Below are 21,821 nucleotides of genomic sequence, written 5' to 3'. Positions count from 1 at the left end.
ACTGCTAGCAACGCTAGGCCCGGCCTTTCGGGCCCGCAAATGCATAATTAACAATTGGTTAAGGCGTAACAATAACAGCCCGCGCGGCGCGCGCGAGGGGCAGCCCGATCCGCCCTTCGATCCCGACAAAACCCGGCAAACCACCGATTTCCTTGAACAAAATCGGCGTCCAATCCGACCAAGGGATCTGGGGGGATTATTATGAAACGATTTGCCATATTCGCCATTGTTGGCCCGCCGCTGTCGGCGTCCGCCGAAAATCGGGTGAGGCGCCGAAGTGCGTAGGGTGGGTTAGCGAAGCGTAACCCACCTCCTTTTCATGCCTGAATGGCGGATTACGCTATCGCTAATCCGCCCTACGAGCTACGAGCTGTTCGTGGGTGACGGTGAAGCCGGACGCGGTGCCGAAAGTCCGTGGCGCGGATTAGCAAAGCCTAATCCGCCGCTCAGCGACAAGGAGATGGATTACGTTTCGCGGTGGCTGGCGCTTGATGAATTCTGATTGAACCCGTCCGTGCGCGTTCCGCTCACCTCTGGGAGAGGCGAGCGGAATCCGCGAATGAATGATCTAACTAAAATTCATCATTCCGGGTGCCGCTTACGTCCCCATCTCGCACTTCTTCATGAAGCTGGTCTTCGCGGCGCCCGAAAGCGGCTTGCCGTCCGCGCTTACCGCCTTGGTGGCGCAGGTGTCGGCCATGCATTTCTTCATGAACGAGGTTTTTGCCGCGCCGGCGAGCGGCTTGCCGTCCTTGCCGACCGCCTTGGTGTCGCAGGTCTCCTGCGCGAAGGCGGCGCCGCCGGCGAATGTCACGACCAGCGCTGCCAGCATGATTTTCCTGAGCATGGTTCTCTCCTTTTTGAATGGACGCTGAAATCATCATCCGATCGGGTTGAACCGGGCCATGATTTCATCTCGTTGTTTGAGCATGATCCCCGCACAAACGCTTCGCGCTTGTCGGGGTTCCCGCTTTTCCCTCGACAAACGCGGAGCGTTTGCTCGGTGATCATGCTCCAGCCATCGAATTTGATCCCAGCCACCGGTTTTGAGCAAGGGCGAAAACCGATGCCAGTCCATTGCGTTGCAATACCGGGAGCGGCCGAAAGCGCCGCGGTTCGGCGACAGGCCCGCCATGTTAATCGTAAATCGGGTTCGCGATTGTCACCGGCATCCGCCGCGATATCTTCGCCGCCACGGGATCGGCGATGTAGTTCCTCGAAGTGCCAAAGCCAGCGCGGCAATGTACTGGGGATCAAACTCCAATGATCAAACGATCGATGGACGGGCTGCTGTTCTTCCGCGGGGGGCGGGAACTGCACACATGTACGGCTTATGACGTGACGCAAACCAGCGCCCGAATCCATTGCGATGGCCTGGGGCCTCTACCCATCGATTTTTACGTAACGTTCGACAAATTTCGAACGATCGCGCGATGCCGGCTGGTCTGGCGGTATCAGAACCGGATTAGCGTCGCGTTCGAAAAATGGGTACATGTCCGGGGGCAGGCGGCGGGTTCGGAGTCGGATCCGGGGTGAGTCAAGCGCGTAGGGTGGGTTAGCGAAGCGTAACCCACCTCTTGTTCACCCGCTGAATGGCGGATTACGCTTCGCTAATCCGCCATACGAGCTGCATTGGTTGAACTTGGGCACACCCTGTTTCAAGCCCACGCCGTACCTCAAACTATGGTGTTGGACTATCGTGTGTCGGATGACTTTCTGCTGGCGACGGTAGCGCTGGCCTTAGAGGCACACGCCGAGCGACGTACGACCTGACATCGACCAGCGAGAACCGATTCACACCTTGAACGTTGCGGCTATCGCGATTAGTCTCTTCAGGTTGCCATTTGAGAGAACGACAATGTCAGATAGCTTGGTCAAAGTTTTCGCGATTTTTGGATTTGGAGTTCTTTTTGTCACCGTAATATTGATTTTGGTTTTCGTGTTTCCGAACCCGACAGCTATGCAGTACCTCGTAATGCGGATCATCCTCGCGCTAGCAACAGCATCTGTCGCAACGCTATTGACGGGATTTATCACCGTTGAAATCCCGAAGGTTGTTAAGGCTGGCGGAGCTTTTGCAGTCTTCGCAATTGTATTCTTTTACAATCCGGCTTCCTTGGTGGTAACTCCTCCAAGCGGCGCGCTTAGTGGAGTGATCACGCTCGGGAATCAAAAATGAAACGAGCAATGGCCTCCATTGCTTGTCTGGCTTTAATCCTAGCGGCAAAATTCGCCTTCGCTCAAAAGTCAGATTTGGCCACCTACATGGCCAAGCTAATTGAATTCTATCAAGCCAAGTACAGCAGCGAACAGCTTGGTGAGGTGCTGAAGGTTTCGTACGTGATTCCTTATCTTCAGGCCATTGATAGCGGTCAGACGATGAAGCAAATGAATGTTGTCTATATGGAAGAGGGATATACCGTCGAGTTTGATATTAAGCTCAACAACACAACCGCGATGTCAAAATTCGCTACATCTGTCGACTTTCATGTCAGTGAAAGCAAATTAGTTGACGTGGATATCCCGTACATCCAAGACTACGGATATCGCAGGTTACAGTTTGGAAATATTGGGTGGGCAGAGTTAGATGCTATTAAGGCTTCCTACTCCGTTCTGCCTCCAGAGGCTTGTGATGGTGACAGCCCAATTCCAAAACCGACAAAAACTGCTATTCCGCAAAAGCACACTCTCGTAAGCGGGCACGAAGGTTGGACGGTAGAGCTGACGAGTGGAGACATACCAAAAAGTTTCAGACTTGATTTGTCGAAGCCGCCGACTGCGCATGACCAATTCGGATGCGTGCTCGGATATTTGGAATACACGACCCACGGTCTGCCAAAGCGTAGACCATTCGCGGCTTTGACAAAACTTGATGGTGGCCAGGTTGCCGGTGTTTTTGACTCAACCGCCTCCTACAATCTCTTTCTCGAAGCGGGTAAAACGAACTATACGGAGACGTTGCCAATAAGCCAGTTTGTGGCCCCGAACTCGCCCGATCGGTTCGCGGTTCGATTTCGGTCCAACCGATCTGCTTCGTTTAAGTTCGACGCCACGCTCCGACTTACCGACGGGACCACGTTGAAGTTAGGCACAGTCGACCTGGACTATTTCCGACCTTTCAGTTGGTGATTCTAGTCAAGCATTGCGATTATCGCTTGGGGCAAATGCGGGAGTTGTCAAAGGCTCTCGGGAAGTCCGCTTAACCCTCTCAGGATACGGCCGTCATCGGACGGCAGACTAACTGCGTGAACGCATAGCGCGTAGGATGGGTTGAGCCCTTCGCGAAACCCATCAGATCGAAACGAAATTGATGGGTATCGCTTCGCTCCACCCATCCTACGCGCTAAAGACACTCACCGCGACAGTATGAATGAACCGCGAAGTGAAGAAACTCTCCCATGAGGCGAAGCCGTGCCAGTGATGCTGAATCCCCTGCCGGACAAATGACACGATCAACCCTGTAATGACAACAAGGCCGATGCTCTTCGTCTCCCCAGATTTCACCACTCAACCTCCCCGACTGTCCCTCTCAATTAAATTAATTACATCGCACAATCTGCCTAGATCGCCTGGATCATATCCTCGAAAAAATCCCGCTTTTGATAGCCGGTCACCATGCTCCAACCGGCGAACACTTCCCACATGAAATTTCCGAAGCTTTTCATTGAGTCATAGTCACCCGTCGTCTTCCGCATTCTTATGATCGTTGCCGAAAGCCGCTTCAAAAACTCGAGAACCCTCTTATCGTCGATTTCGAGAGCTGACATCGCAAACAGAATTTCGCCACGCAATATCTCTAAATGGGTGAGGAGTTCGTCGAGATAATAATCCGTCATCTTGTTGTGGAAGGAGTCCCACCGGTCTTCGCCCGGCGCAACCTCCTGTTTGAAGTAGTCTCGAAATTTCTTTTGATTGACCAACTCCCGGTGAAAGCCCCACTCGAAAGTGTCATCGGTCACCATCAACATGGTCGCGATTGCGTCTTCTTTAAACTCTCGGAAATGCTCCGCGAAGCTTTTTCTAATGCGTCGGCGCTTTGCATTTTCTGGGAGCCGCACGACCAGCCAATAAAAGAAGAGGCTGACGATGCTTCCGATGCCTAGATCGTACGCAATCTTTTCCCATGCGTGCGAGTGCGCCAATGCCGGGCACGGCACGCGCATACAAACCGATTCTCTTACGAATGGGTTCTCTTGGCCCAACAAGATTGCGGCAACGCTAGCCAGAGCAATGCAGAGCAAAAGCCAATTTAACGGGCGTTTTACGGAGCGCATGGTTGCTACTTATGGTCGTCCCTCTCGCATATCGATCACGCGCATGGCCAGCATTTCGAGCAACGACTCTTCGCTATCGAACAGCGTGAAGTCGTTGAGATTGAATTTATCCAAGTCGCTCAACACCTTCATTCGTTCTTTCGCAGGAATGATTACCTTCCAAAGGCGATCCTGGTCCAAGTTGTTGCTTAGCCCGAATACGCTTTCGTGCGACTCGAATAACCACGCGCCGTCTACGTACCTTGCGCATGCGGTGTACCGCGATTGCTGCCTGAAATGCCGTTTATGCGTCCTTACGTTGGGACCGAACGTTATGATCTGAGGCAAGTCGCTGTCGCCGATCTTGAAATTTACCGGCCGCTCCCGATACGCGTAAATGGCGACGTCGCCGTCGTGCTTGGCGTGTGCGAAAGCAAAGTACGCTGCTACGTACGGGGAGTGCGACCAGTCCAACATCGGAGAAGGGAAGCCGCAATGGCGTAAGTGCGCCAAATAGACAGCGCAGCTTCTCAATTGAAATTCGAAGCGGTCATACTCATAGCACATCTCCACGATTTCGTTCGGCTTCGGCATGCTGAATACCGCGCCGGTAAAAATTTCGATGGCCGGCTTAATCTCGCCGATCAAGTTCAGATATTTGCTCACAGAGCGGATATTCGGCGACCGACGCTCAAGCGTTGTGTGAAGTGGCCATTCCGCGTTTGCCTGCCCCCGAAACCACACTTCATCCCAAACTTTTCTGGTTAGGTCTTCAAGTGTTTTCACTACTCTCTCGAACTCCTCCCAATCAGACACGCGCACGACTGAGGTCCGCTGAGGCCTGTCAGTAGGATGAGCGCCTTTACGCATTGTCACGTCCTGTTAGCGTCTGCGGGATAAATTCCTGCAATGATGCCCTCATGGGGTGCTCCTCAGATCACTCACGCTCGCGATGCGCGGGACCTATCTTAGAGGTGTAAGGACGACGACCCAAGCTATGCAAAACGGAATCGCGGTGATTCCAGAACGTCACTACTCAAGGGCGAGCCTGCCTGTTACAAATTGATCTAACGTTCGCTTCTTCTATCCGTATATTCACCCCCGCTCACCCCTTCCTCCCCATCGCATACGGCTTCAGCATCGCGTAGATCATGCTGTGCGTCGGCGTCGGCACGCCGAGCTGGCGGCCGAGTTCGGCGACCTTGCCGCTCAGCCAGGGCAGCTCCAGCCGGTTGCCGCGGTCGAGGTCGAGCGCCATCGAGGCCTTCATGTCGGGCGGCATGTGCCCGACCAGTTCGAGAACTTTCTCGAGTGCATCGGCCGGCAGCGCGATGCCTTTGGCACGGCCGACATTGGTGGTTTCCTGGCAGGCCGAAACGAAGTAGGGGCGGATATCGGGATCGTCGCGCAACGCGCCCATCGGCTGGCGCGCCAGCGCTGTCATGCCGGCATTGGTGGCGAGCAGGATGAACTTCATCCAGAGCTCGGTGATGATCGCTTCGCTTAACGTGGCCTGGAAGCCGCCCCTGTGGCACAGCGCCAGAAAATCCTCGGCGCGCTGGCTGCGCTTGCCGTCGAGCTCGCCGAAGATCATGCGCATGAAGGTACCGACCTGCGTGATCACGCCCGGTGCCGTGATCGAGGCCGAGATCTGCGCCACGCCGCACATGACAGCACTTTTCCCGAGGATCGGGATCAGCCGCTCATGGGCATCGATGCCGTTCTGCAGCGGGATCACCGCGGTGCCGGGGGCCGATCAGCGGCTTGATCGCTTCGCCCGCGCTTTCGACATCCCACAGCTTGACGCAGAACAGCACGATATCGACCTTGCCGATCGTTGCGGGATCGTCGGTCGCCTGCGTCGGCACCAGATGGGTGTCGCCGAGCGGGCCGGTGACCTTCAGGCCGACGCCCTTCATGGCGGCGAGATGCGCGCCGCGCGCGACGAAGGTGACATCGGCGCCCGCCTTCGCCAGCGCCGCGCCAAATCCACCCCCGACCCCGCCGGCGCCGATAACCGCGATACGCATGAAGTTTCTCCCTGGATGAACGCCTTTGGGCTGGACCGTGAGCCAGCATGGCAATTTTGGTCCCGGTGTTCCAGCGTCAAAGCCGAGGAAAGGGTGATTCCCGCCGTCATTGCCTGCGACAAACGCGAAGCGTTTGCGCAAGGGAGCGAAGCGACGAAGCAACCATTTTCACGGTTCGCCGCACTATGGATTGCTTCGCGGAGCCTGTCATCGGGCGCGCGTTCGCGCGACCCGTTTCCCGACAAATTTTTCCCGTTCCCGCCCGAGCGAACCAATCTATACTCGCTCCCGGCCCATTCCGCTTAGGGGCGTATCGCAATGCTGGTGCTGATGCCAGTGCCTTCGGATCCGAAAGCACGATGGCGCGTTCGAATAGCCTTCCTGTGCTTGTTCGTGGTCTTTGTCGCGCTTTCCTTCGGGGCCTGGTACCTCGCCGATCTCGGCCGGCTTTTGGAACGCAACGCCGCCCGCGAAAGCCAGGTCGCCTTGCAGGGCATCACCGAGCCCGCCCAAATCGACGCGGCGCTGCGGCAGCATCCCTCCGACAAATTCCTGCAGCTGGTGGCGATGGCCGGCAGGGCAGCGACTGACACCAATGCGGCGGCCGACAAATTATCCGGTGAAGTCGAGCAGCCGCCGATTCCAGCCGGCATCAATCTCGCCGCGTTGAACAGACCCGATCTCGAGACGCTTCGCCGCGATTTGAAAACGGCGGAAGCCAATGCATCAGCCTTCATGCCGCGCTACACGGCGCTGCTCAAGACCGAACGCGACGCGATCGAGAAATACGCGCTCTCCCTGCACGCGGGGGAAGAGACGCTGACCAGGCTTCTGGATATCGTCGACAAGCGGCATGCGGAGAGGAGCGCCTTGTTCTCGAACATGATGGCGGCGCGCGCCGAGTTTTATCGCGCCTACGAAAGCCTGGTCGCCGTCATAGCCGGGGAGGCCGGCGCCTACAAGGTCGTCGACGGCCAGTTCGTGTTCCAGTTTCAGCGCACCGTGGACCGCTACAACATCGCGAACCATGCAACCGCCGTCGCCGCCAAGCGCGTCGGCGAACTCGCCGAAGAAAGAAAGACTCTCGACAAGGCGCAGCAGGCCGCCTGGCTGCAGTTCGTCACCGGCAAGTGACGCGGATCTGGACCTCGCCCCGCTCTTGTCCGCCGAAGCCCGCCTTCGGGCGAAGGCGGATGCGGGGAGAGGTCGCCCGGCGAAGCGCAGCGAAGCCGGGCGGGTGAGGGGGACTCTCAGCGAGTCGAGCTTGTGGAGGCAGCCCCTCACCCCAACCCTCTCAGAGCGAGCTTCGCTCGTCTCGACGCCGCGAAGAGCGGTGAGTGATCTTCCCCCGAAAAAATGGACAAGGTTAAGCTGCTTTTAGCTCCATCTCGATCGGGCTGATATATCCGATGGCCGAGTGACGCCGCGTTCGATTGTAGAAGCCTTCAATGTAAGCGAAGATATCACGTCTGGCTTGCTCCCGTGTTGCATACTGCCGGTGATGGACGAGCTCGGTCTTGAGGGTGTGAAAGAAGCTCTCCATCGGGGCGTTGTCATAGCAGTCGCCTTTACGGCTCATCGAAGCCTTGAAGCCGGCGGACTGCACCATTTTGCGATACTCCGCCGAGGCATATTGAACGCCCCGATCGGAATGGTGGATCAGGCCGGCACTAGGCCGCTGCGCTGAGATTGCCATCCGCAAAGCCGCCAATGGCAGGTCGGCGCGCAAATGATCCGCCATCGCCCAGCCGACGATCTTGCGGCTGTACAGGTCCATGACGGTGGCCAGATAGAGCCAGCCCTGAACAGTCTCGACATAAGTGATGTCGGCGAGCCAGATCTGGTTCAGCGCGGCGGCGCTGAAGTTCCGCTCGAGCAGGTTCGGGGCGATCGGGAAGTCGTGACGGCCGTCGGTGGTGCCCACCCGCCGTGGCCGCGCCATGATGGCCCTGATCCCGTGACGGCGCATCAGTCGCTCGATGCGACCGCGGCTCGCCCCGCGGCCCTGGGCCCTCAGCTCGGCATGGATGCGCGGGCTGCCATAGCGTCCGCACGCCTCGCGGTGGACCCGTTCGATGTCGTCGATGAGCGCACGATTGGCTATGGATCGCCGGCTCTCCGGGCGCGCGCGCCAGGCATAATAACCGGCCGGCGAGACTCCGAGTACCTCGCACAGGATCGTCACCGGGTAGTCAGCGCGGCGATCTTCGATGAAGCGGAATCTCATGTCCGCGTCCCAGCAAAGATCGCGATCGACTTTTTTAAAATGTCGCGCTCCATGCGCAGCCGCTCGTTCTCTCGCTGCAAACGAGCGATCTCCGCCGCGTGGTCCGCCGACGGCAGCGTCGCCTGCGTTGTGGGGCGCCGCGCCGCCGCCGTCGGCTCCAGCCCGGCCCCACGCTGCTCCACCCAGCGCCGGAGTACGGAATCGCGCAGGCCAAGCTCCTTGGCCACCGATCCGATCGAGCGGCCGCTCGACGCCACCAGATCGACCGCTTGCCGCTTGTAGTCGTCCGTAAACGACCGGCGTTGACGTGCTTCCATCCGACACCTCCTAGCTCCACGAGCCTACTACAGGTGTCCATCAATTCGGAGGAGGTTCAGAGAGAGACGCGGCCCGACGGGCAAATCACTTCGTGTTTTTCGACAGCCTCTGTCCAGCCCCTTTTGCAAAAATATTCTGATTTTCAGAACACCCAAATCACCTTTATAACTCCCGCCGTCCTGTCCTTCAGAGAGGGGCGTTGGCCATCGTCACGAACGTTGGGACGGGATGCGGTGGACGCGAGGAGCGCTTCTGACGAAAGCGCTTTTCTTGCGGACGGAGAAGTCGTGTGGTCCTGACGCCTCGACGCCGGCGTCAAGCTTTGCGGAGTTATCCGTGAAGTGACGGTGACAAAAAAGCCCGATCACCGGGGAGAGTACGAAGGAAGCCGTTAAAACCATTGCGTGCGGGAATGCCGGGTGTCTCGGCGCGACCGTGGTGACTAACGCGCGTGCTTACTACACTACACGCGCGGCTGCGGGTGCGCTGGCACCCGGCATTCCCCACGCCCTCTTTGGGGCGAGAGACAAATGCAAACCTCGGGCGCACCGCGCCGCGAGAGTTAAACGCACGTCTGGAGGCCGCGGGAAGAGCGCGCCACACTTTCAGCTGTCATCGCCCGCTATCCGGTCTGGCCCTTGGCCGGCCGGACGACAGGCTCCGGCGGGCGATGCAGTATTCCAGAGACGCCGATGATGGAATCGAGAGGCCGCGGCGTACTGGATACCCCGCATGCGCGGGGTACGACGACCATTGATGATGATGCATCCTCACAACCGCCTACTCTGCGACCGCCGCCGCGCTCACAACTCCCTTGCATTGGAAAACGAAAACGAGCTCACCCTTCTTGTGTTCTCGTCCAGGATCAGCGTGCGCGTGATCGGCGGTTCGGCGCGCTGGCTGCAGTTCTCGCGTTCGCAGAGCCGGCAGTTGACGCCGATCGGGGTGCCCTCGGCTTTCTCCAGATCCATTCCGGACGCATAGATCAGGCGCGAGGCATGGCGGATTTCGCAACCGAGCCCGATGGCAAACCGCGGCTGCGGCTGCGGGTGCGGCGCCACCGGGCGGCGCACCATCTGCGCGATGGAAAAAAACCTGACGCCGTCGGGCAGTTCGATCACCTGCTTGAGCAGCCGGTCCGGCGTGTCGAAGGTCGAATGCACGTTCCACAGCGGACAGGTGCCGCCGAATTTCGAAAACGGAAACGTGCCGGAGGAAAACCGTTTTGAAACATTGCCGGCATTGTCGACGCGCAGCAGGAAGAACGGCACGCCGCGCGCGTTCGGCCGCTGCAGCGTGGTGAGGCGGTGGCAGACCTGCTCGAAGCCGGCATTGAAACGTTGCGCCAGCACATGGACATCGTAGCTCAGGCTTTCCGCCGCCGTGTGGAACTGCTGGTAGGACATCATCGCGGCGGCGGCGAAATAATTGGCGAGCGTAATCCGGTAGAGCCGCCTCGGGGTGTCGTCGAGCGGGCCGGCGCGGTTGATGATGGTCTCGAAGCTGCTGCCGCATTCGGCCAGGCCAATCTGGAAGGCGAGCTGGAACGCCCGGCCGGGGCCGTCCACCAGTTCCGAGATTAAAAGTTGCCGGCGATGGCGATCGAAGCGGCGCAGCGTCTCGCGCATTACATCGACCGGCATGATGCGGGTGACGATGGAATGTTTTTCGCGCAGCCGCGTGGCGAGCGCGGCATACAGCCCTTCGGCCGGCGCGTTCAATTCGTCGCGCAGGCTTTCGGCGGCCTGTTCGAGCTCGGGGAAATAATTGCGGTTGGCCTCGATCAGATCGCGCACGCGCTCGATCGGGTTGGCCTCGAAGCGCGCGCCTTCCTCGCGGTCGGCGAATTGCGCGGCCGCCATGGTCTCGCCGCGGCGGGCCTCGGTATAGGCGGCGTACAATCTCTGCAGCGAGTGCGTCACGCCGGGGCAGAGCTCGGCGAGGTCGCGCAGTTCCTGTTTCGGCAGGTCGATCTGCCGGAACAGGGGATCGGAGAAAATCTCGTTGAGTTCGGCGAAGAAGCGGTCCTCGTCGGCGGTGGCGAGGTCGCGCAAATCGAGGTCATAGGTTTCCGCCAGCCGCAGCAGGATCTGCGCCGTCACCGGCCGCTGGTTGCGCTCGATCAGGTTGATATAGGAGGGCGAAATGCCGAGCCCCTCGGCGATCTGGGTCTGCGACAGGCCCAGTTGCTGGCGGATCCGCCGGAATCGGGGCCCCACGAACAGCTTCTTTCCGGAATCGGTGGCCATGGCAGCCTCGCTGATCATTGTGGTCGTTCCGGACGCCGCGGAGCGGCGATCCGGAACCTCGAGATTCCGGGTTCGTGCTTCGCACGCCCCGGAATGACTAGTCAGTTGTGACAATTATTACAATATGACTTCTATGACAAGTTTATATGTTACATGACATCATCATTAGAAAACAAGATGCCTAGCCGAATTGGGAGATTTAGCGTTTAGCTCCCATCACGTTTCGCAATGCACTGTCACGAATGTCGAGAGATAAGAGCGAAGGATCAACACATGAACTACCAGCCACGCGGGATCAGTGACCCGGCTATCCAGGGACCGGCTGCCTATCTGAGCGAAATTGGAGCTGCCGAGGCGCTCCTCAAGACGAAGCCGACCTGGGACGGCGTCACCGCCGAAGCCGTGGCGCGCATGCGTCTGCAGAACCGCTTCAAGACCGGCCTGGACGTCGCCCGGTACACCGCGGCGCTGATGCGCAACGACATGGCGGCCTATGATGGCGATCCCACCAAGTACACCCAGTCGCTCGGTTGCTGGCATGGCTTCATCGCGCAGCAGAAGCTGATTTCAGTCAAGAAGCATTTCGGTACGACCGATCGCCGCTATCTGTATCTCTCCGGCTGGATGATCGCAGCACTTCGCTCCGAGTTCGGACCGCTTCCTGATCAGTCGATGCACGAGAAGACCTCGGTGCCGGCCCTGATCGAAGAGCTCTACACCTTCCTGCGTCAGGCGGATTCCCGTGAGCTCAACGATGTCTTCCGCGCGCTCGACGCGGCCCGCAAGGAAGGCGACAAGGCGAAGGAAAAGGCGCTGATCGAAAAGATCGACAACTTCCAGACCCATGTCGTGCCCGTCATCGCCGACATCGACGCTGGTTTTGGTAACGCCGAGGCAACCTACCTGCTCGCCAAGAAGATGATCGAGGCAGGTGCGTGTGCCCTGCAGATCGAGAATCAGGTCTCCGACGAAAAGCAGTGCGGCCACCAGGACGGCAAGGTGACCGTGCCGCACGAGGTGTTCCTGGCGAAGATCCGGGCCTGCCGTCATGCTTTCCTCGAACTAGGTGTCGAGGACGGCATCGTCGTGACCCGCACCGACTCGCTCGGTGCCGGCCTCACGCAGCAGATCGCTGTGAGCCACAAGCCCGGCGACCTCGGCGATCAGTACAACAGCTTCCTGGATTGCGAGGAAGTGACAGCCGCCAACGCCAGGAATGGCGATGTCATCATCAACCGCAATGGCAAGATGATGCGTCCGAAGCGGCTTGCCAGCAACCTCTATCAGTTCCGTGCCGGCACTGGCGAAGATCGCTGCGTGCTCGACTGCATCACCTCGCTGCAGAACGGTGCCGACCTGCTGTGGATCGAGACCGAGAAGCCGAATATCGAGCAGATCGCCAGGATGGTTGACCGCATTCGCGAGGTGATTCCGAACGCGAAGCTGGCCTACAACAACTCGCCATCGTTCAACTGGACGCTCAACTTCCGTTGGCAGGTGTACGACGCGATGAAGGAAGCCGGCAAGGATGTCAGCAAGTACAATCGAGCCGACCTGATGAAGCCGGAATACGACGATACGCCGCTGGCCATTGAAGCCGACGAGCGCATCCGCACCTTCCAGGCCGATTCAGCAAAGCGTGCCGGCATCTTCCACCATCTGATCACGTTGCCGACCTATCACACGGCAGCTCTGTCGACTGATAATCTCGCGAGGGAGTATTTCGGCGAGCAGGGCATGCTGGGCTATGTGAAGAATGTTCAGCGCCAGGAGATCCGTCAGGGTATCGCCTGCGTCAAGCATCAGAACATGGCCGGCTCCGATATCGGCGACGTTCACAAGGAATATTTCGCCGGTGAAGCCGCTCTGAAGGCGGGCGGCGCTCACAACACGATGAACCAGTTCGGCTGACGCAGGAATTGATCAGTCTGGAGTCTGGTCGGATTCCAAGCTGATCACGCTACTCGGACAACAGGAGACTACGATGACCAAAGGCAGCAATTTCTGGGTGATTGGCGGCGAGTTCGGCTCGATGAACTTCCACAAGCTCGTGGAAGGCTCGGCTCAGGTGCAGGGTCCGTTCAAGACCCGCAAGGAAGCCGAGGATGCCTGGCGCGTCGTCTCCGAAGAGAACCGCCACAAGGCCGGCGTCCGCTTCTCCATCGTGGAAGAGCCCTCGCGCGCAGCCTGATCGGCCAAAAGGCCGGCATGAAAACATTCGGGGAAACGTCCAAAAAAAGCGGCCCCATCCGGTTCTCCGGATGGGGCCGACTGCGTCTTACTTCTCTTCTCCCTCTCCCCGTTCTTGCGGGGAGAGGGTTGGGGTGAGGGGCTCTCTCAACGGCTCGACTCGCGGAGGCTCCCCCTCACCCGACGCTTCGCGTCGACCTCTCCCCGCAAGCGGGGCGAGGTGAATCGGTAAGCCATTGGGAATAAACGGCCTTTGCGGAAGTTGTGGTTGCTGATAGGTTAAGGCCGGCTCAAGACCCATCAGGACAAGGCGGTCAGGCGTATGTCAGACGCGGCAAACATCGGAAGCAATGCTGCCAGCGAGAGCCGTCCCATCCGGCTACGCGACGCGCTCCGGCAGGCGCGGATCGAGGCCGCCGACCGCACCGGCGTCGTGGTCGACCTGCGCGATGCCGAAGTGGCGCGGCTGGAGATTCTCAACGAGGCGCTCGATCCGCTGTTCGCGCAAATCCCGGCCGAGATCGACCTGTTCGATCGCGGCATCAGCCAGGGCGATACGCCGCGGCTGTGGATCGACGTCGTAGCCCACGTGATGATGGGACGCGACAAGCGCATCTACCGCTTCGTGCAGGACACCCGCTTTGGCCGCACCGTGATCGCCGAATCGCACGAGGTCATCAAGATCGTCGAGGCCGTCACCGATTACGTGGCGCGCCGCATGATCGAGCGCGAGCACGCCCTGGTCGCAACGCCCGCGCCGGCGCCGGCCGTGACCCCGAAACCGCGCCGCGGCGGGTTCTGGATCTTCGTACTCGGCTTCATCGCCGGCGGGCTGGCGCTGTTCGCGCTGGCATTGTTCGAAACCTTGCGGAATATCTAGATCAGCCGCGTCTGCCGCAATTGCCGGATGCGCAGCGCATCGTCGGTCCCGCGCACGGTCAGCCCGACCCGCCACGCCGCGCCGTCGCGCTCGATCGAGAACAGGTTGTAGGCGGCGGCGGGATATCGCCCATGCGCGACCGCCGACGCCGACGGCACGCCGACCACCGGGATGGTGCCGTTCGGTCCCTCGACCCGGATCGTCGAATGCAAATGATCGTGCCCGTGCAGCACCAGGTCCACGCCATGCTGCTTCAACAGCGCCAGCAGCTCGGCCGAATCGGTCAACCGCTTGACGCGCGAATCCGAACGCAGGGGATGATGGATCAGCAGCACCCGAAACGCGTCTTCGCCGGCAAGCCCCGCCAGCATCCGCGCGAGCTCCTGCCGTTGAGCGCGTCCGAGCCATCCCGTCGCCATCAGCGGCGGCGTCGGCACCGCCGACGAGACGCTGATCAGCGCCAGCGGGCCGCGCCGGCGCAGCGACGGAAATGTGACGCCGCTGCCTGGCGCGGCGTCGCCGTCGAGATAGCTGCCCCAGGCCTCGGCAAAGCGATGTTTTGTCACGCGAACATAGGCATCGTGATTGCCGGGGATTACCGTGACCCTCTCGGGCCCGCCGACGCTCTCCAGCCACGCCCGCGACGGCGCGAATTCGGCTTCGAGCGCGAGGTTGACGAGATCGCCGGTGATGGCGATGTGATCGGGCGCCTGCGTCTGCATGTCCGATACCAGCGCATCCAGCACCTCACGCCGCTGGTACCTGTGCCGGTTGCGCGTCCAGTTGAGATAGCCGAGCGCGCGCTTGCCAAGGAGATCGCGCAGCCGCGCCTCCGGCAGCGGCGGCAGATGCGGGTCCGACAGATGGGCTAGCGTGAATGCCGCCATCACATCCGCCCGATCGGGGGAGCTGCGAGACTAGGCCGCGGCGCGATCATCTCGTGATATCCTGTGCGTTCCCTGAATGTAATGACAAGCGGGCCGGGACGTTGCAAGGATCAAACACGGTGGACGAATATCTGATGGTACGGTGGCAATGAACCCGCAGGGCCTGCGAAGGCGTTTTGAACCGGTGCTGCGGTGGTTTTTTCATCTCTATTGGCGTTTCGCCCGCGGCATGACGCTCGGGGTCCGCGGCGTGGTGCTGGACAGTCAGAACCGCGTGTTTCTCGTCAGGCACAGCTATGTCGCGGGCTGGCATTTGCCGGGCGGCGGCGTCGAGGTCGGCGAAACCTTCCGCGATGCGCTCACCCGCGAGCTTGCGGAAGAGGGCCGAATCGAGCTGCTCGGGGAGCCGGCGCTGCATGGAATCTTCCTCAACCGCCACGTTTCCCGCCGCGACCACGTCGCGGTCTATCTGATCCGGCAGTTCCGGCAGGACCGGCCGCCCGAGCCGAACCGCGAGATTGCAGCCACGGGCTTCTTCGAGGTTGCCGCGTTGCCGGCCGAGACAACCCAGGGTACCCGGCTGCGGATCTCTGAGGTGCTCGAAGGCCGCGCGCCGATCGCGACCTGGCGTTAGGCCTTGCGGGCCGCTTCGGATTTGGCGACAAGCCGGTGTCAGCACCACGTGTCCGGATAGAGTGATGCCATATTTGAAGGCTGCCTCTGGTTTCGTTTTCGTCCTGATACTGGCCAGCAATGTCTGGACCATATCGCGCTGGAACGAAAGCCGCGGGGTCTATGACGACATCTGCTATTTGCGGCAGGCGCATTTGTTCCAGAAATTCGGTCTGGACGGGCTCAATACCGATGTCGCGCGCGACGACGACCATTATCTCGTCGACAAGCTGAAGGAGATCCACTTTCCGGATTGGAATGATGCAACAAAAACTCCCTGCCACCCGTGGAAGGCGAAGATGAATAAATACGCCATTCAATATCCGCCGGGACCGGGTTTGTGCTGGCGCTGTTCCCCAGGGGATTTCAGGTCATACCGCTTTACCTGCTGGCGAATGTCACGATCTTCGGCTTTGCGCTGCTTGGGCTTTATCGGGCACGCGAGCCGGCCGCCCTGGCGGTGACCTCGGTGTTCGGCATCGTGGCGATATATCTGATGATCAACCCGGCCAAGGCGAGCTATTCTGTGGCTCCGACCATGATGGTTTGTGCACTCGCAGGCTTGTTGACCGCCAAGCTCTTTACAGATGCGCCGCGGCATCGGTTCGTTCTGACCATGCTGCTTGGCTTGCTGATCGGCCTCTGCGTCAATTTCCGGCTGCCGAACCTGTTCCTGTCGGCGGGGTATTTCGTCTACCTCGCCGGCACGTTCCTGCTGACGCGAAACAGAGAGAGCTTCCTGCAGGGTCTCTCGTTTGGGGTCGCATTCCTCATCGGCGTGGCTCCGACGCTGATGGCCAATGCGATCAATGCGGGCAGTCCCTTTGCCACGACCTACGGTCCCGACGGCGCCATACCGCCCGGGTTCGATGCGGGTGTCATTTGGCAATATTTCGTGGACGTGCAGTTTACACTTCTCGCGGTTGCCGCAGCATGGACCGCGTGGCTATGGCGTGTTGGTCGGGGGAGCGCGAGGCAGGTTGCCCTCCTGGTGGCTGCCAATCTCGCAGTGAACGTGATTTTCTTCATGACCTATCCGATCTTCACGCCCTACTACATCGTCCCGATCGACATGCTCTCGCTCTGGACCCTGTTATTTGCAACGCTTGACCTCCGTAGGCCGGCGGCGGCGGACAAGTCGACCTCCCGGCAATCGGCAATGGCCTGATTGCCGGAATATCCCGCCATCAACAAGAATCGAAACTGGTCGGTTCAGGCGGCGCCGGGACGATGGACCGCGCCTCTGCCAGATGCTATCCCGCGCCCATGAGCGACCTCTCTCTGACGATACTGGCCGAAACCGCCAACGACGCGCAGGCAATCGAACGGCTGCACGAACGCACCTTCGGGCCCGGCCGCTTCGTGCTGAGCGCCTACCGGCTGCGCGAGCACGTCGATCATTTGCTCGATCTGTCGTTCACCGCCTGGATCGGCACGCTGCTGGTCGGCTCGGTCCGTCAATGGCCGATCTGCGTCGGCGACACCAAGGCGTTGCTGCTGGGGCCGCTGACGGTCGAGCCGCCGTTCCGCGATCGCGGCGTCGGCCGCGTGCTGCTCGATCGGGCGCTGAAAGACGCCAAGGCAAAGGGCCATCGCCTGGTGCTGCTGGTCGGTGACGAAGCCTATTACAGCCGGGTCGGTTTCAAGTCTGTCCCGAAGGGACGGGCGATCATGCCGGGGCCGGTGGACTACAGCCGCCTGCTGGTGGCGGAACTGGTCGACGGGGCGTTTACCGGCGTGTCCGGCGCGATCCGCCCGGACTGGAGCCTGGCGCGATAGCGCGTGCCTATTGATTTGACGCGTTTTCTTGACGCGAACCGGTTTCCACTTCGCTTGAAAACGCTCTAGAAGCAGGTCACTCGCTCGGCGGCGATGTAGCCCAGCAGCAATCCCACACCAAACAGCAGCACCAGCCCGGCGGCTCCGAACTCGATGCCGCGCATGACCAATGCGCCGGCGCCGTCGCGGCCGGCGGTCATCCGCTGTGCCAGTCCCTTGGCGGAGACCGCAATCACGGCAATGGTTGCGACCGTGATCGCGGTGCCAAGCCCCATCACGAAGGTCGCAGCGACGCCGGCCCAGAACAGTCCCTGCGCCAGCGCGAACACCAGGACGAGAATGGCGCCGGAACATGGCCGGATGCCGACGGTTAAAACCGCGCCGAAACCCCGCCGCCAGCCGCCAGGACCGGAAAGCTGCGCGGGCTCCGGACCATGGGAATGTCCGCAATGTTCGTCGTGGACGTGGCCGGGGTCGTCATGCTCCGCATGCGCATGCCCTATGGCCCGTGCCGGGGCATGGTCGTGATGGTGATGTCCGTGATCACCATGATCGTGCGAGTGATGTCCATGACCATGGTGAAGCGCTGCCGCGTGCGCCAGCGCCGGCGCAAGCAGTGGTCCGGATCCGCTGTAAGTTGAGCGCAGCGCCCGGATGAAGCCGCCGCCCTTGCTCCAGACCAGCCGGACGCCGAATGCCGCGATCAGCGTGTAGCTGGCGATCTCGATGACACGCTCGGCGCCGCACATGGTTTTCGCGGTGACATTGAGCAGCCAGGCACCGATCCCGACGATCAACACCGCGATCAGCGATTGCATCAATGCCGACACGAACGACAGCACGATGCCCCGCCGCGCCGTCTCCTCATTGGCAACCAGGTAGGACGAGATGACGGCCTTGCCGTGGCCAGGGCCGGCCGCGTGGAAGATGCCGTAGGCAAACGAAATCGCGAGCAGGGTCCACACCGCGCTGCCGTCCGCTTTGGCGGCGCGAATGGTCGAGGACATTTCGCGATAGAATTCCGATTGTTTCGTCAGCAGCCAGCCGACGATCCCGCCGACCTGCGCGTCGGGCGCCGCAGGGGGACCGCCGAACGGATTTTGCGCCAGCGCGCTGTGCAGAACGCCATCGGCGACGATCGCGATCGCCATGATCGCAAGACAATTCAACGCGGTCCGTCGGCTTGATTTCATGCGCGTGATCCTCAAGGACAATCAATGGTAATCTTGTTCGCGAACATTGCGCCGTAATTACTGTTGTTTCCGTTCAGAAAATTGGCCTCACCCAATTTCTGGGCACCGGCAGATCCATCGTTCGGAAGTTCGATCGCCATCGTGCAAGCAGCCGGCGCCCCGACAAGGCGAATCGGGTTTTGCTTCTGCAGCGCAAAGTCCACGAAATAGCTCGGGTCGAATATCTCCACGACAAGCTCCCTGGTCTGGATCGGAGTCTTGAACGGGAGGGTGAAGTGGAGCACCAGAGCAGCATCCTTGTATTCGAGAAAGTAATCGGTCGGGGGCAAAAAAGGTTGTTTCTTGCCGTCGACCTTGGCGTACGTGAAGAAGCCGTATTCCTTCAGGGAGTCCACGTTGGTCTGCGCCAGCGGCGCCAGTTCTTCCCGCGTGTAGACTCCCTTCTTTTTGGTAACGATGCCCTGCAGCGCATAGGTCGAGAACATGTCATCGAATGTCCAGGCGTGCCGGATCGCCGTCACCGAGCCGTTAGGTCCATAGATCAGTTCGCTCGCGGCCGTGACCCATACGTGCGGATGGGCAATGGCCGGGCTTAGGCAAATAGCCAGCCCCACAACGGCGGCTAACACATCCGCCAGAAATCGTACTGACCGGGTCACGGAGGAAACTTGGCGTTCGGACGCGATCCATCATCACAGATATCTCGCTCGAAAAAGTGCCACGTTCGTACTTCGGCCAATTGGCCGGCCCGGTCGCGAGAGATACGCTCGGTATTCATATCTTCTTCGAGACGCCGAGGAAGAAGCCGCGGCGCGGGCCGAACTGTGACGCGAACACGCCGATGCCGCCTGCCTCCCTGATCTCGTAGATCTTGTCAAACACGTTGACGACGTCGAAACGAACCGTCATCGGCATGGGATCGTTGGGCAGAAAGAATTCGCGCTTGATGCCGGCATTTACCTGCGTATAGGCCGGCACAGTGCCGATGTTGGCGTCCCCATTGCGCAGGCCGCTGCCATAGATCATGTCGGCGCTGAGTTTTGTGCCGCACCACCATAGCCCGCCACTGCCGAACGTTTCGCTGACCGTCGCGGGCCGGCCGCAGAACTGGTAAACGGCACCCGCCGAGGCGGTAACGAACTGGTTGTGATCCGTATAGATGAAGTGCGTCTGGGCATACTGAAGCCGGGTCAAGCCGCCGAGATCGTCGAGCGGCACGGTGTTGTCGAACAGAAACTGGTTCGAAACAGGGTTGATCGCCCGCTGCTGCGCCACGGCGACGTTGCCGTAGGCCTGGAGGTAGGGACTATTGAATTTGGCATGGAATTCGATGCCTTCGTTCCAGCCTTTTTCGTAGTTGAAAGCACTTAGCACCAGGGCCTGTCCGAATTGGCCGTTGTCGATCAGGTCCTTTGCGGTCTTGTAATAGGCATCGACGCCGAGTTCGAGGCTGGAGCAGTCCTTCGGCGACGAAGAGGTGCATCCGAGCGGGATCTTTTGATCGACGCCCACATCGTAATAATTGGAGCGCTCAGGCAGGACCGGGTCGTTGGTCGCGCCGGCCGACGCCGCTCCGGTCGTATTGTTGAACAAGGCGATGTTGGCAGGAGCCGCCTCTACCAGCACCGGCGGCGTGAAGTAGCGCGCATAGCCGGCATGGAACGTGGTATTCTCGAAGGGCTTGTAGGTGGCGCTGAACCGCGGGCTGAGCTGGTTGGCACTGACAAACTGCTCCATCTGATCGAAGCGCAAGCCGGCATTGATCGTGAACTGATTGGTGAGCTTCCACTCGTCCTGCGCATAGACCCCCATCAGCACGCCCAGTTTCGAGACATTGTCAGTGATCGGGAACGGCTGCCCATTGTCGGTGCCGTCGCAGATCATGCAGGGCTCGACCAGCGACGTATTGCCGACGAATACCTGCTCGCCGCTGACCGAGAAGCCGGCGCGGATCGTGTTGGCCGAATTGACCTGATACGAGCCGTCGCCCTGAATGCCGTTCGTGTAGGAGGTGCGGGTCACGGTCGAGGCGATGCCGTTCAGCAACAGATCGCCGACCGGGTCCGGCAAGAAGTGCAAATTGTTGTAGCGCGTGAAATAGGACAACTGCCCGTCGAAGCCATCCACGGATTTCTGCACCGACAATACGCCGAAGTGAGTGAGCTCCCATTGGTTTTCGTTGAGGAGCGCTGAATCGAAACTGGTGACGCCGAATGCATTGGTGACAAAGCCGTTTTGTCCAATCGGCGCACCGGGAACATTGGGAATCTGAAAGTTGTTGTTCGAGGTGCCGGCGATCAGGCTGACCCGGGTGGTCGGGTCGATGAACGCGGACATGTAGGCAAAGCCCCGCTCCTGCTGGGAGAAATCGTGGATCGCATTGTACGCAGGCGTCGGATTTTCGATCCCCACTGTGTTCTGCAGATAGCGGCCGGTGAAGTAGTACTGGACGCCGGGGAAGCAATCCGCGGCAGCCGCCGGCGCCTTGACGTAGCCCGGCGTAGTCGCGGGCGTCGCGGCACAGTTGCCGCCGAAGGTGCCGCCATACTCGATGCTTGGCGTAATGGTTCCATGACTGCCGCCATACGTGCTGACGGTACCGCTGTTGTTGAAAAGATCGGTGCGAGTCGTGATGTCGACGAGACCGACCGTGCGCTGCCCGAATTCGGCAGGCAGGGCGCCGACGACCAGGGCCATGGTGCCGACAAAGCTGGTGTCGAAAATGCTGCCGAAGCCGCTGAGCCCGTCGGGCAGCATTACCCCGTTGATGCGGAACTGGACGTTGGCGTGGTCGTTGCGGACATGCAGCGAGCCGCTGGCGGCGGAATCCTGCGAGACGCCGGGAGCCTGCAGCAGCACTTTCTCGACTGATTGATTGTCGCCTTGGGGGAGATCCTGGATGGTCTGGTGGCTGATCGTGTCGGAGGTCGTGCCGATGGTTGTATAGAGATTGTTGCGCGCCTGATCGAAGACGCTGCTCTTTGCGGCAAGCTGTTCGGCTGGCGAAACGGGTGTCGGTGTCGGCTGCGCTGTTGGCCGGGACGCTGCGCGCCGGCTAGCCACATGCGGCTTCGGCCTCTGCTTCGGTGTGCCGGCTACTTGCTTTGGCGCTTCGACCACGATGTTGGGAAGCCTAGTATTGC

At 60.2% G+C, this 21,821-nt stretch carries 20 protein-coding genes; 9 read left to right on the top strand and 11 right to left on the bottom strand.

What is annotated here, in order from left to right:
• Window positions 1–598: 598 nt before the first annotated feature.
• Window positions 599–847, bottom strand: a complete 249-nt coding sequence (locus B5525_RS01630) for a hypothetical protein (protein ID WP_079564267.1) — start codon at window positions 845–847, stop codon at window positions 599–601.
• A 1,011-nt stretch (window positions 848–1,858) separates the two neighbouring features.
• Here B5525_RS01630 and B5525_RS01620 point away from each other — a divergent pair.
• Entirely contained in the window at window positions 1,859–2,179 is a 321-nt protein-coding gene (locus B5525_RS01620) for a hypothetical protein (RefSeq protein ID WP_079564263.1), read from the top strand.
• The gene (locus B5525_RS01615; RefSeq protein WP_154073010.1) at window positions 2,176–3,129 is read left to right on the top strand and encodes a hypothetical protein; all 954 of its coding nucleotides are present in this window, start codon (window positions 2,176–2,178) and stop codon (window positions 3,127–3,129) included. The genes B5525_RS01620 and B5525_RS01615 overlap by 4 nt, the downstream gene beginning before the upstream one ends.
• 431 nt (window positions 3,130–3,560) lie before the next feature.
• On the opposite strand, the gene B5525_RS01610 is transcribed toward B5525_RS01615, so the two are convergent.
• The 4 genes from B5525_RS01610 to B5525_RS47095 all read right to left on the bottom strand — a co-directional run bounded on the left by B5525_RS01610 (window position 3,561) and on the right by B5525_RS47095 (window position 6,283).
• Window positions 3,561–4,274: a hypothetical protein gene (locus B5525_RS01610; RefSeq protein ID WP_154073009.1), complete on the bottom strand. Its 714-nt coding sequence runs from the start codon at window positions 4,272–4,274 to the stop codon at window positions 3,561–3,563.
• 9 nt (window positions 4,275–4,283) lie between these two features.
• On the bottom strand, window positions 4,284–5,039 hold the full coding sequence (locus tag B5525_RS01605) for an FRG domain-containing protein (RefSeq protein WP_172899800.1): 756 nt from the start codon (window positions 5,037–5,039) through the stop codon (window positions 4,284–4,286).
• Between the two features lie 319 nt (window positions 5,040–5,358).
• Window positions 5,359–5,991 carry a ketopantoate reductase family protein gene (locus B5525_RS01600; protein ID WP_276328834.1) on the bottom strand — a complete coding sequence of 211 codons (633 nt, stop codon included), beginning with the start codon at window positions 5,989–5,991 and terminating at the stop codon, window positions 5,359–5,361.
• Window positions 5,957–6,283 (bottom strand): 2-dehydropantoate 2-reductase N-terminal domain-containing protein, encoded by a 327-nt coding sequence (locus tag B5525_RS47095; RefSeq protein WP_276328833.1) that lies wholly within the window; start codon window positions 6,281–6,283, stop codon window positions 5,957–5,959. Before B5525_RS47095 ends, B5525_RS01600 begins: the two co-directional genes overlap by 35 nt.
• A 318-nt stretch (window positions 6,284–6,601) precedes the next feature.
• On the opposite strand from B5525_RS47095, the gene B5525_RS01590 reads away from it, so the two are divergent.
• Entirely contained in the window at window positions 6,602–7,417 is an 816-nt protein-coding gene (locus B5525_RS01590; protein ID WP_079564256.1) for a hypothetical protein, read from the top strand.
• 232 nt (window positions 7,418–7,649) lie between these two features.
• On the opposite strand, the gene B5525_RS01585 is transcribed toward B5525_RS01590, so the two are convergent.
• Window positions 7,650–8,827 (bottom strand): IS3 family transposase gene (locus B5525_RS01585; protein ID WP_425305252.1). Its coding sequence is split into 2 segments (ribosomal slippage): window positions 7,650–8,536 and window positions 8,536–8,827, totalling 1,179 coding nucleotides; the frame shifts between segments, so codons are not numbered across the junction.
• Window positions 8,828–9,631: 804 nt separating this feature from the next.
• Window positions 9,632–11,077 carry a helix-turn-helix domain-containing protein gene (locus B5525_RS01580; RefSeq protein ID WP_079572786.1) on the bottom strand — a complete coding sequence of 482 codons (1,446 nt, stop codon included), beginning with the start codon at window positions 11,075–11,077 and terminating at the stop codon, window positions 9,632–9,634.
• 273 nt (window positions 11,078–11,350) lie between these two features.
• Between B5525_RS01580 and B5525_RS01575 the strand changes: the two genes are divergently transcribed.
• The 3 genes from B5525_RS01575 to B5525_RS01565 all read left to right on the top strand — a co-directional run bounded on the left by B5525_RS01575 (window position 11,351) and on the right by B5525_RS01565 (window position 14,147).
• The gene (locus tag B5525_RS01575) at window positions 11,351–12,988 is read left to right on the top strand and encodes an isocitrate lyase (protein ID WP_079564254.1); all 1,638 of its coding nucleotides are present in this window, start codon (window positions 11,351–11,353) and stop codon (window positions 12,986–12,988) included.
• A gap of 73 nt (window positions 12,989–13,061) precedes the next feature.
• Entirely contained in the window at window positions 13,062–13,268 is a 207-nt protein-coding gene (locus B5525_RS01570) for a DUF4170 domain-containing protein (protein ID WP_079564252.1), read from the top strand.
• Between the two features lie 321 nt (window positions 13,269–13,589).
• Complete coding sequence (locus tag B5525_RS01565; RefSeq protein WP_079564251.1) at window positions 13,590–14,147, top strand: hypothetical protein; 558 nt, start codon at window positions 13,590–13,592, stop codon at window positions 14,145–14,147.
• Here B5525_RS01565 and B5525_RS01560 read toward each other — a convergent pair.
• On the bottom strand, window positions 14,144–15,034 hold the full coding sequence (locus B5525_RS01560) for a metallophosphoesterase family protein (protein ID WP_079564249.1): 891 nt from the start codon (window positions 15,032–15,034) through the stop codon (window positions 14,144–14,146). The genes B5525_RS01565 and B5525_RS01560 overlap by 4 nt on opposite strands.
• A gap of 148 nt (window positions 15,035–15,182) precedes the next feature.
• Between B5525_RS01560 and B5525_RS01555 the strand changes: the two genes are divergently transcribed.
• From B5525_RS01555 to B5525_RS01545, 3 genes are all read left to right on the top strand, one after another.
• On the top strand, window positions 15,183–15,668 hold the full coding sequence (locus B5525_RS01555; RefSeq protein WP_079564248.1) for an NUDIX domain-containing protein: 486 nt from the start codon (window positions 15,183–15,185) through the stop codon (window positions 15,666–15,668).
• Window positions 15,669–16,046: 378 nt separating this feature from the next.
• On the top strand, window positions 16,047–16,874 hold the full coding sequence (locus B5525_RS01550; RefSeq protein WP_244567797.1) for a hypothetical protein: 828 nt from the start codon (window positions 16,047–16,049) through the stop codon (window positions 16,872–16,874).
• Window positions 16,875–16,972: 98 nt separating this feature from the next.
• A complete protein-coding gene (locus B5525_RS01545; protein WP_079572784.1) occupies window positions 16,973–17,485 on the top strand; it encodes a GNAT family N-acetyltransferase in 513 nt (170 codons plus the stop codon).
• 65 nt (window positions 17,486–17,550) lie between these two features.
• Here the strand turns inward: B5525_RS01545 and B5525_RS01540 are convergent, their stop codons facing one another.
• The 3 genes from B5525_RS01540 to B5525_RS01530 all read right to left on the bottom strand — a co-directional run bounded on the left by B5525_RS01540 (window position 17,551) and on the right by B5525_RS01530 (window position 21,741).
• Complete coding sequence (locus B5525_RS01540) at window positions 17,551–18,678, bottom strand: nickel/cobalt transporter (RefSeq protein ID WP_079564246.1); 1,128 nt, start codon at window positions 18,676–18,678, stop codon at window positions 17,551–17,553.
• 11 nt (window positions 18,679–18,689) lie between these two features.
• Window positions 18,690–19,337, bottom strand: a complete 648-nt coding sequence (locus tag B5525_RS01535) for a DUF1007 family protein (protein WP_079564244.1) — start codon at window positions 19,335–19,337, stop codon at window positions 18,690–18,692.
• Window positions 19,338–19,452: 115 nt separating this feature from the next.
• Window positions 19,453–21,741, bottom strand: coding sequence for a TonB-dependent receptor (locus B5525_RS01530; protein WP_244567796.1), 2,289 nt, complete (start codon window positions 21,739–21,741; stop codon window positions 19,453–19,455).
• Window positions 21,742–21,821 lie beyond the last annotated feature (80 nt).

This window comes from Bradyrhizobium erythrophlei, from assembly GCF_900129505.1.
Lineage (GTDB): Bacteria > Pseudomonadota > Alphaproteobacteria > Rhizobiales > Xanthobacteraceae > Bradyrhizobium > Bradyrhizobium erythrophlei_D.
This window is presented reverse-complemented; position numbering and strand designations above follow the sequence as displayed.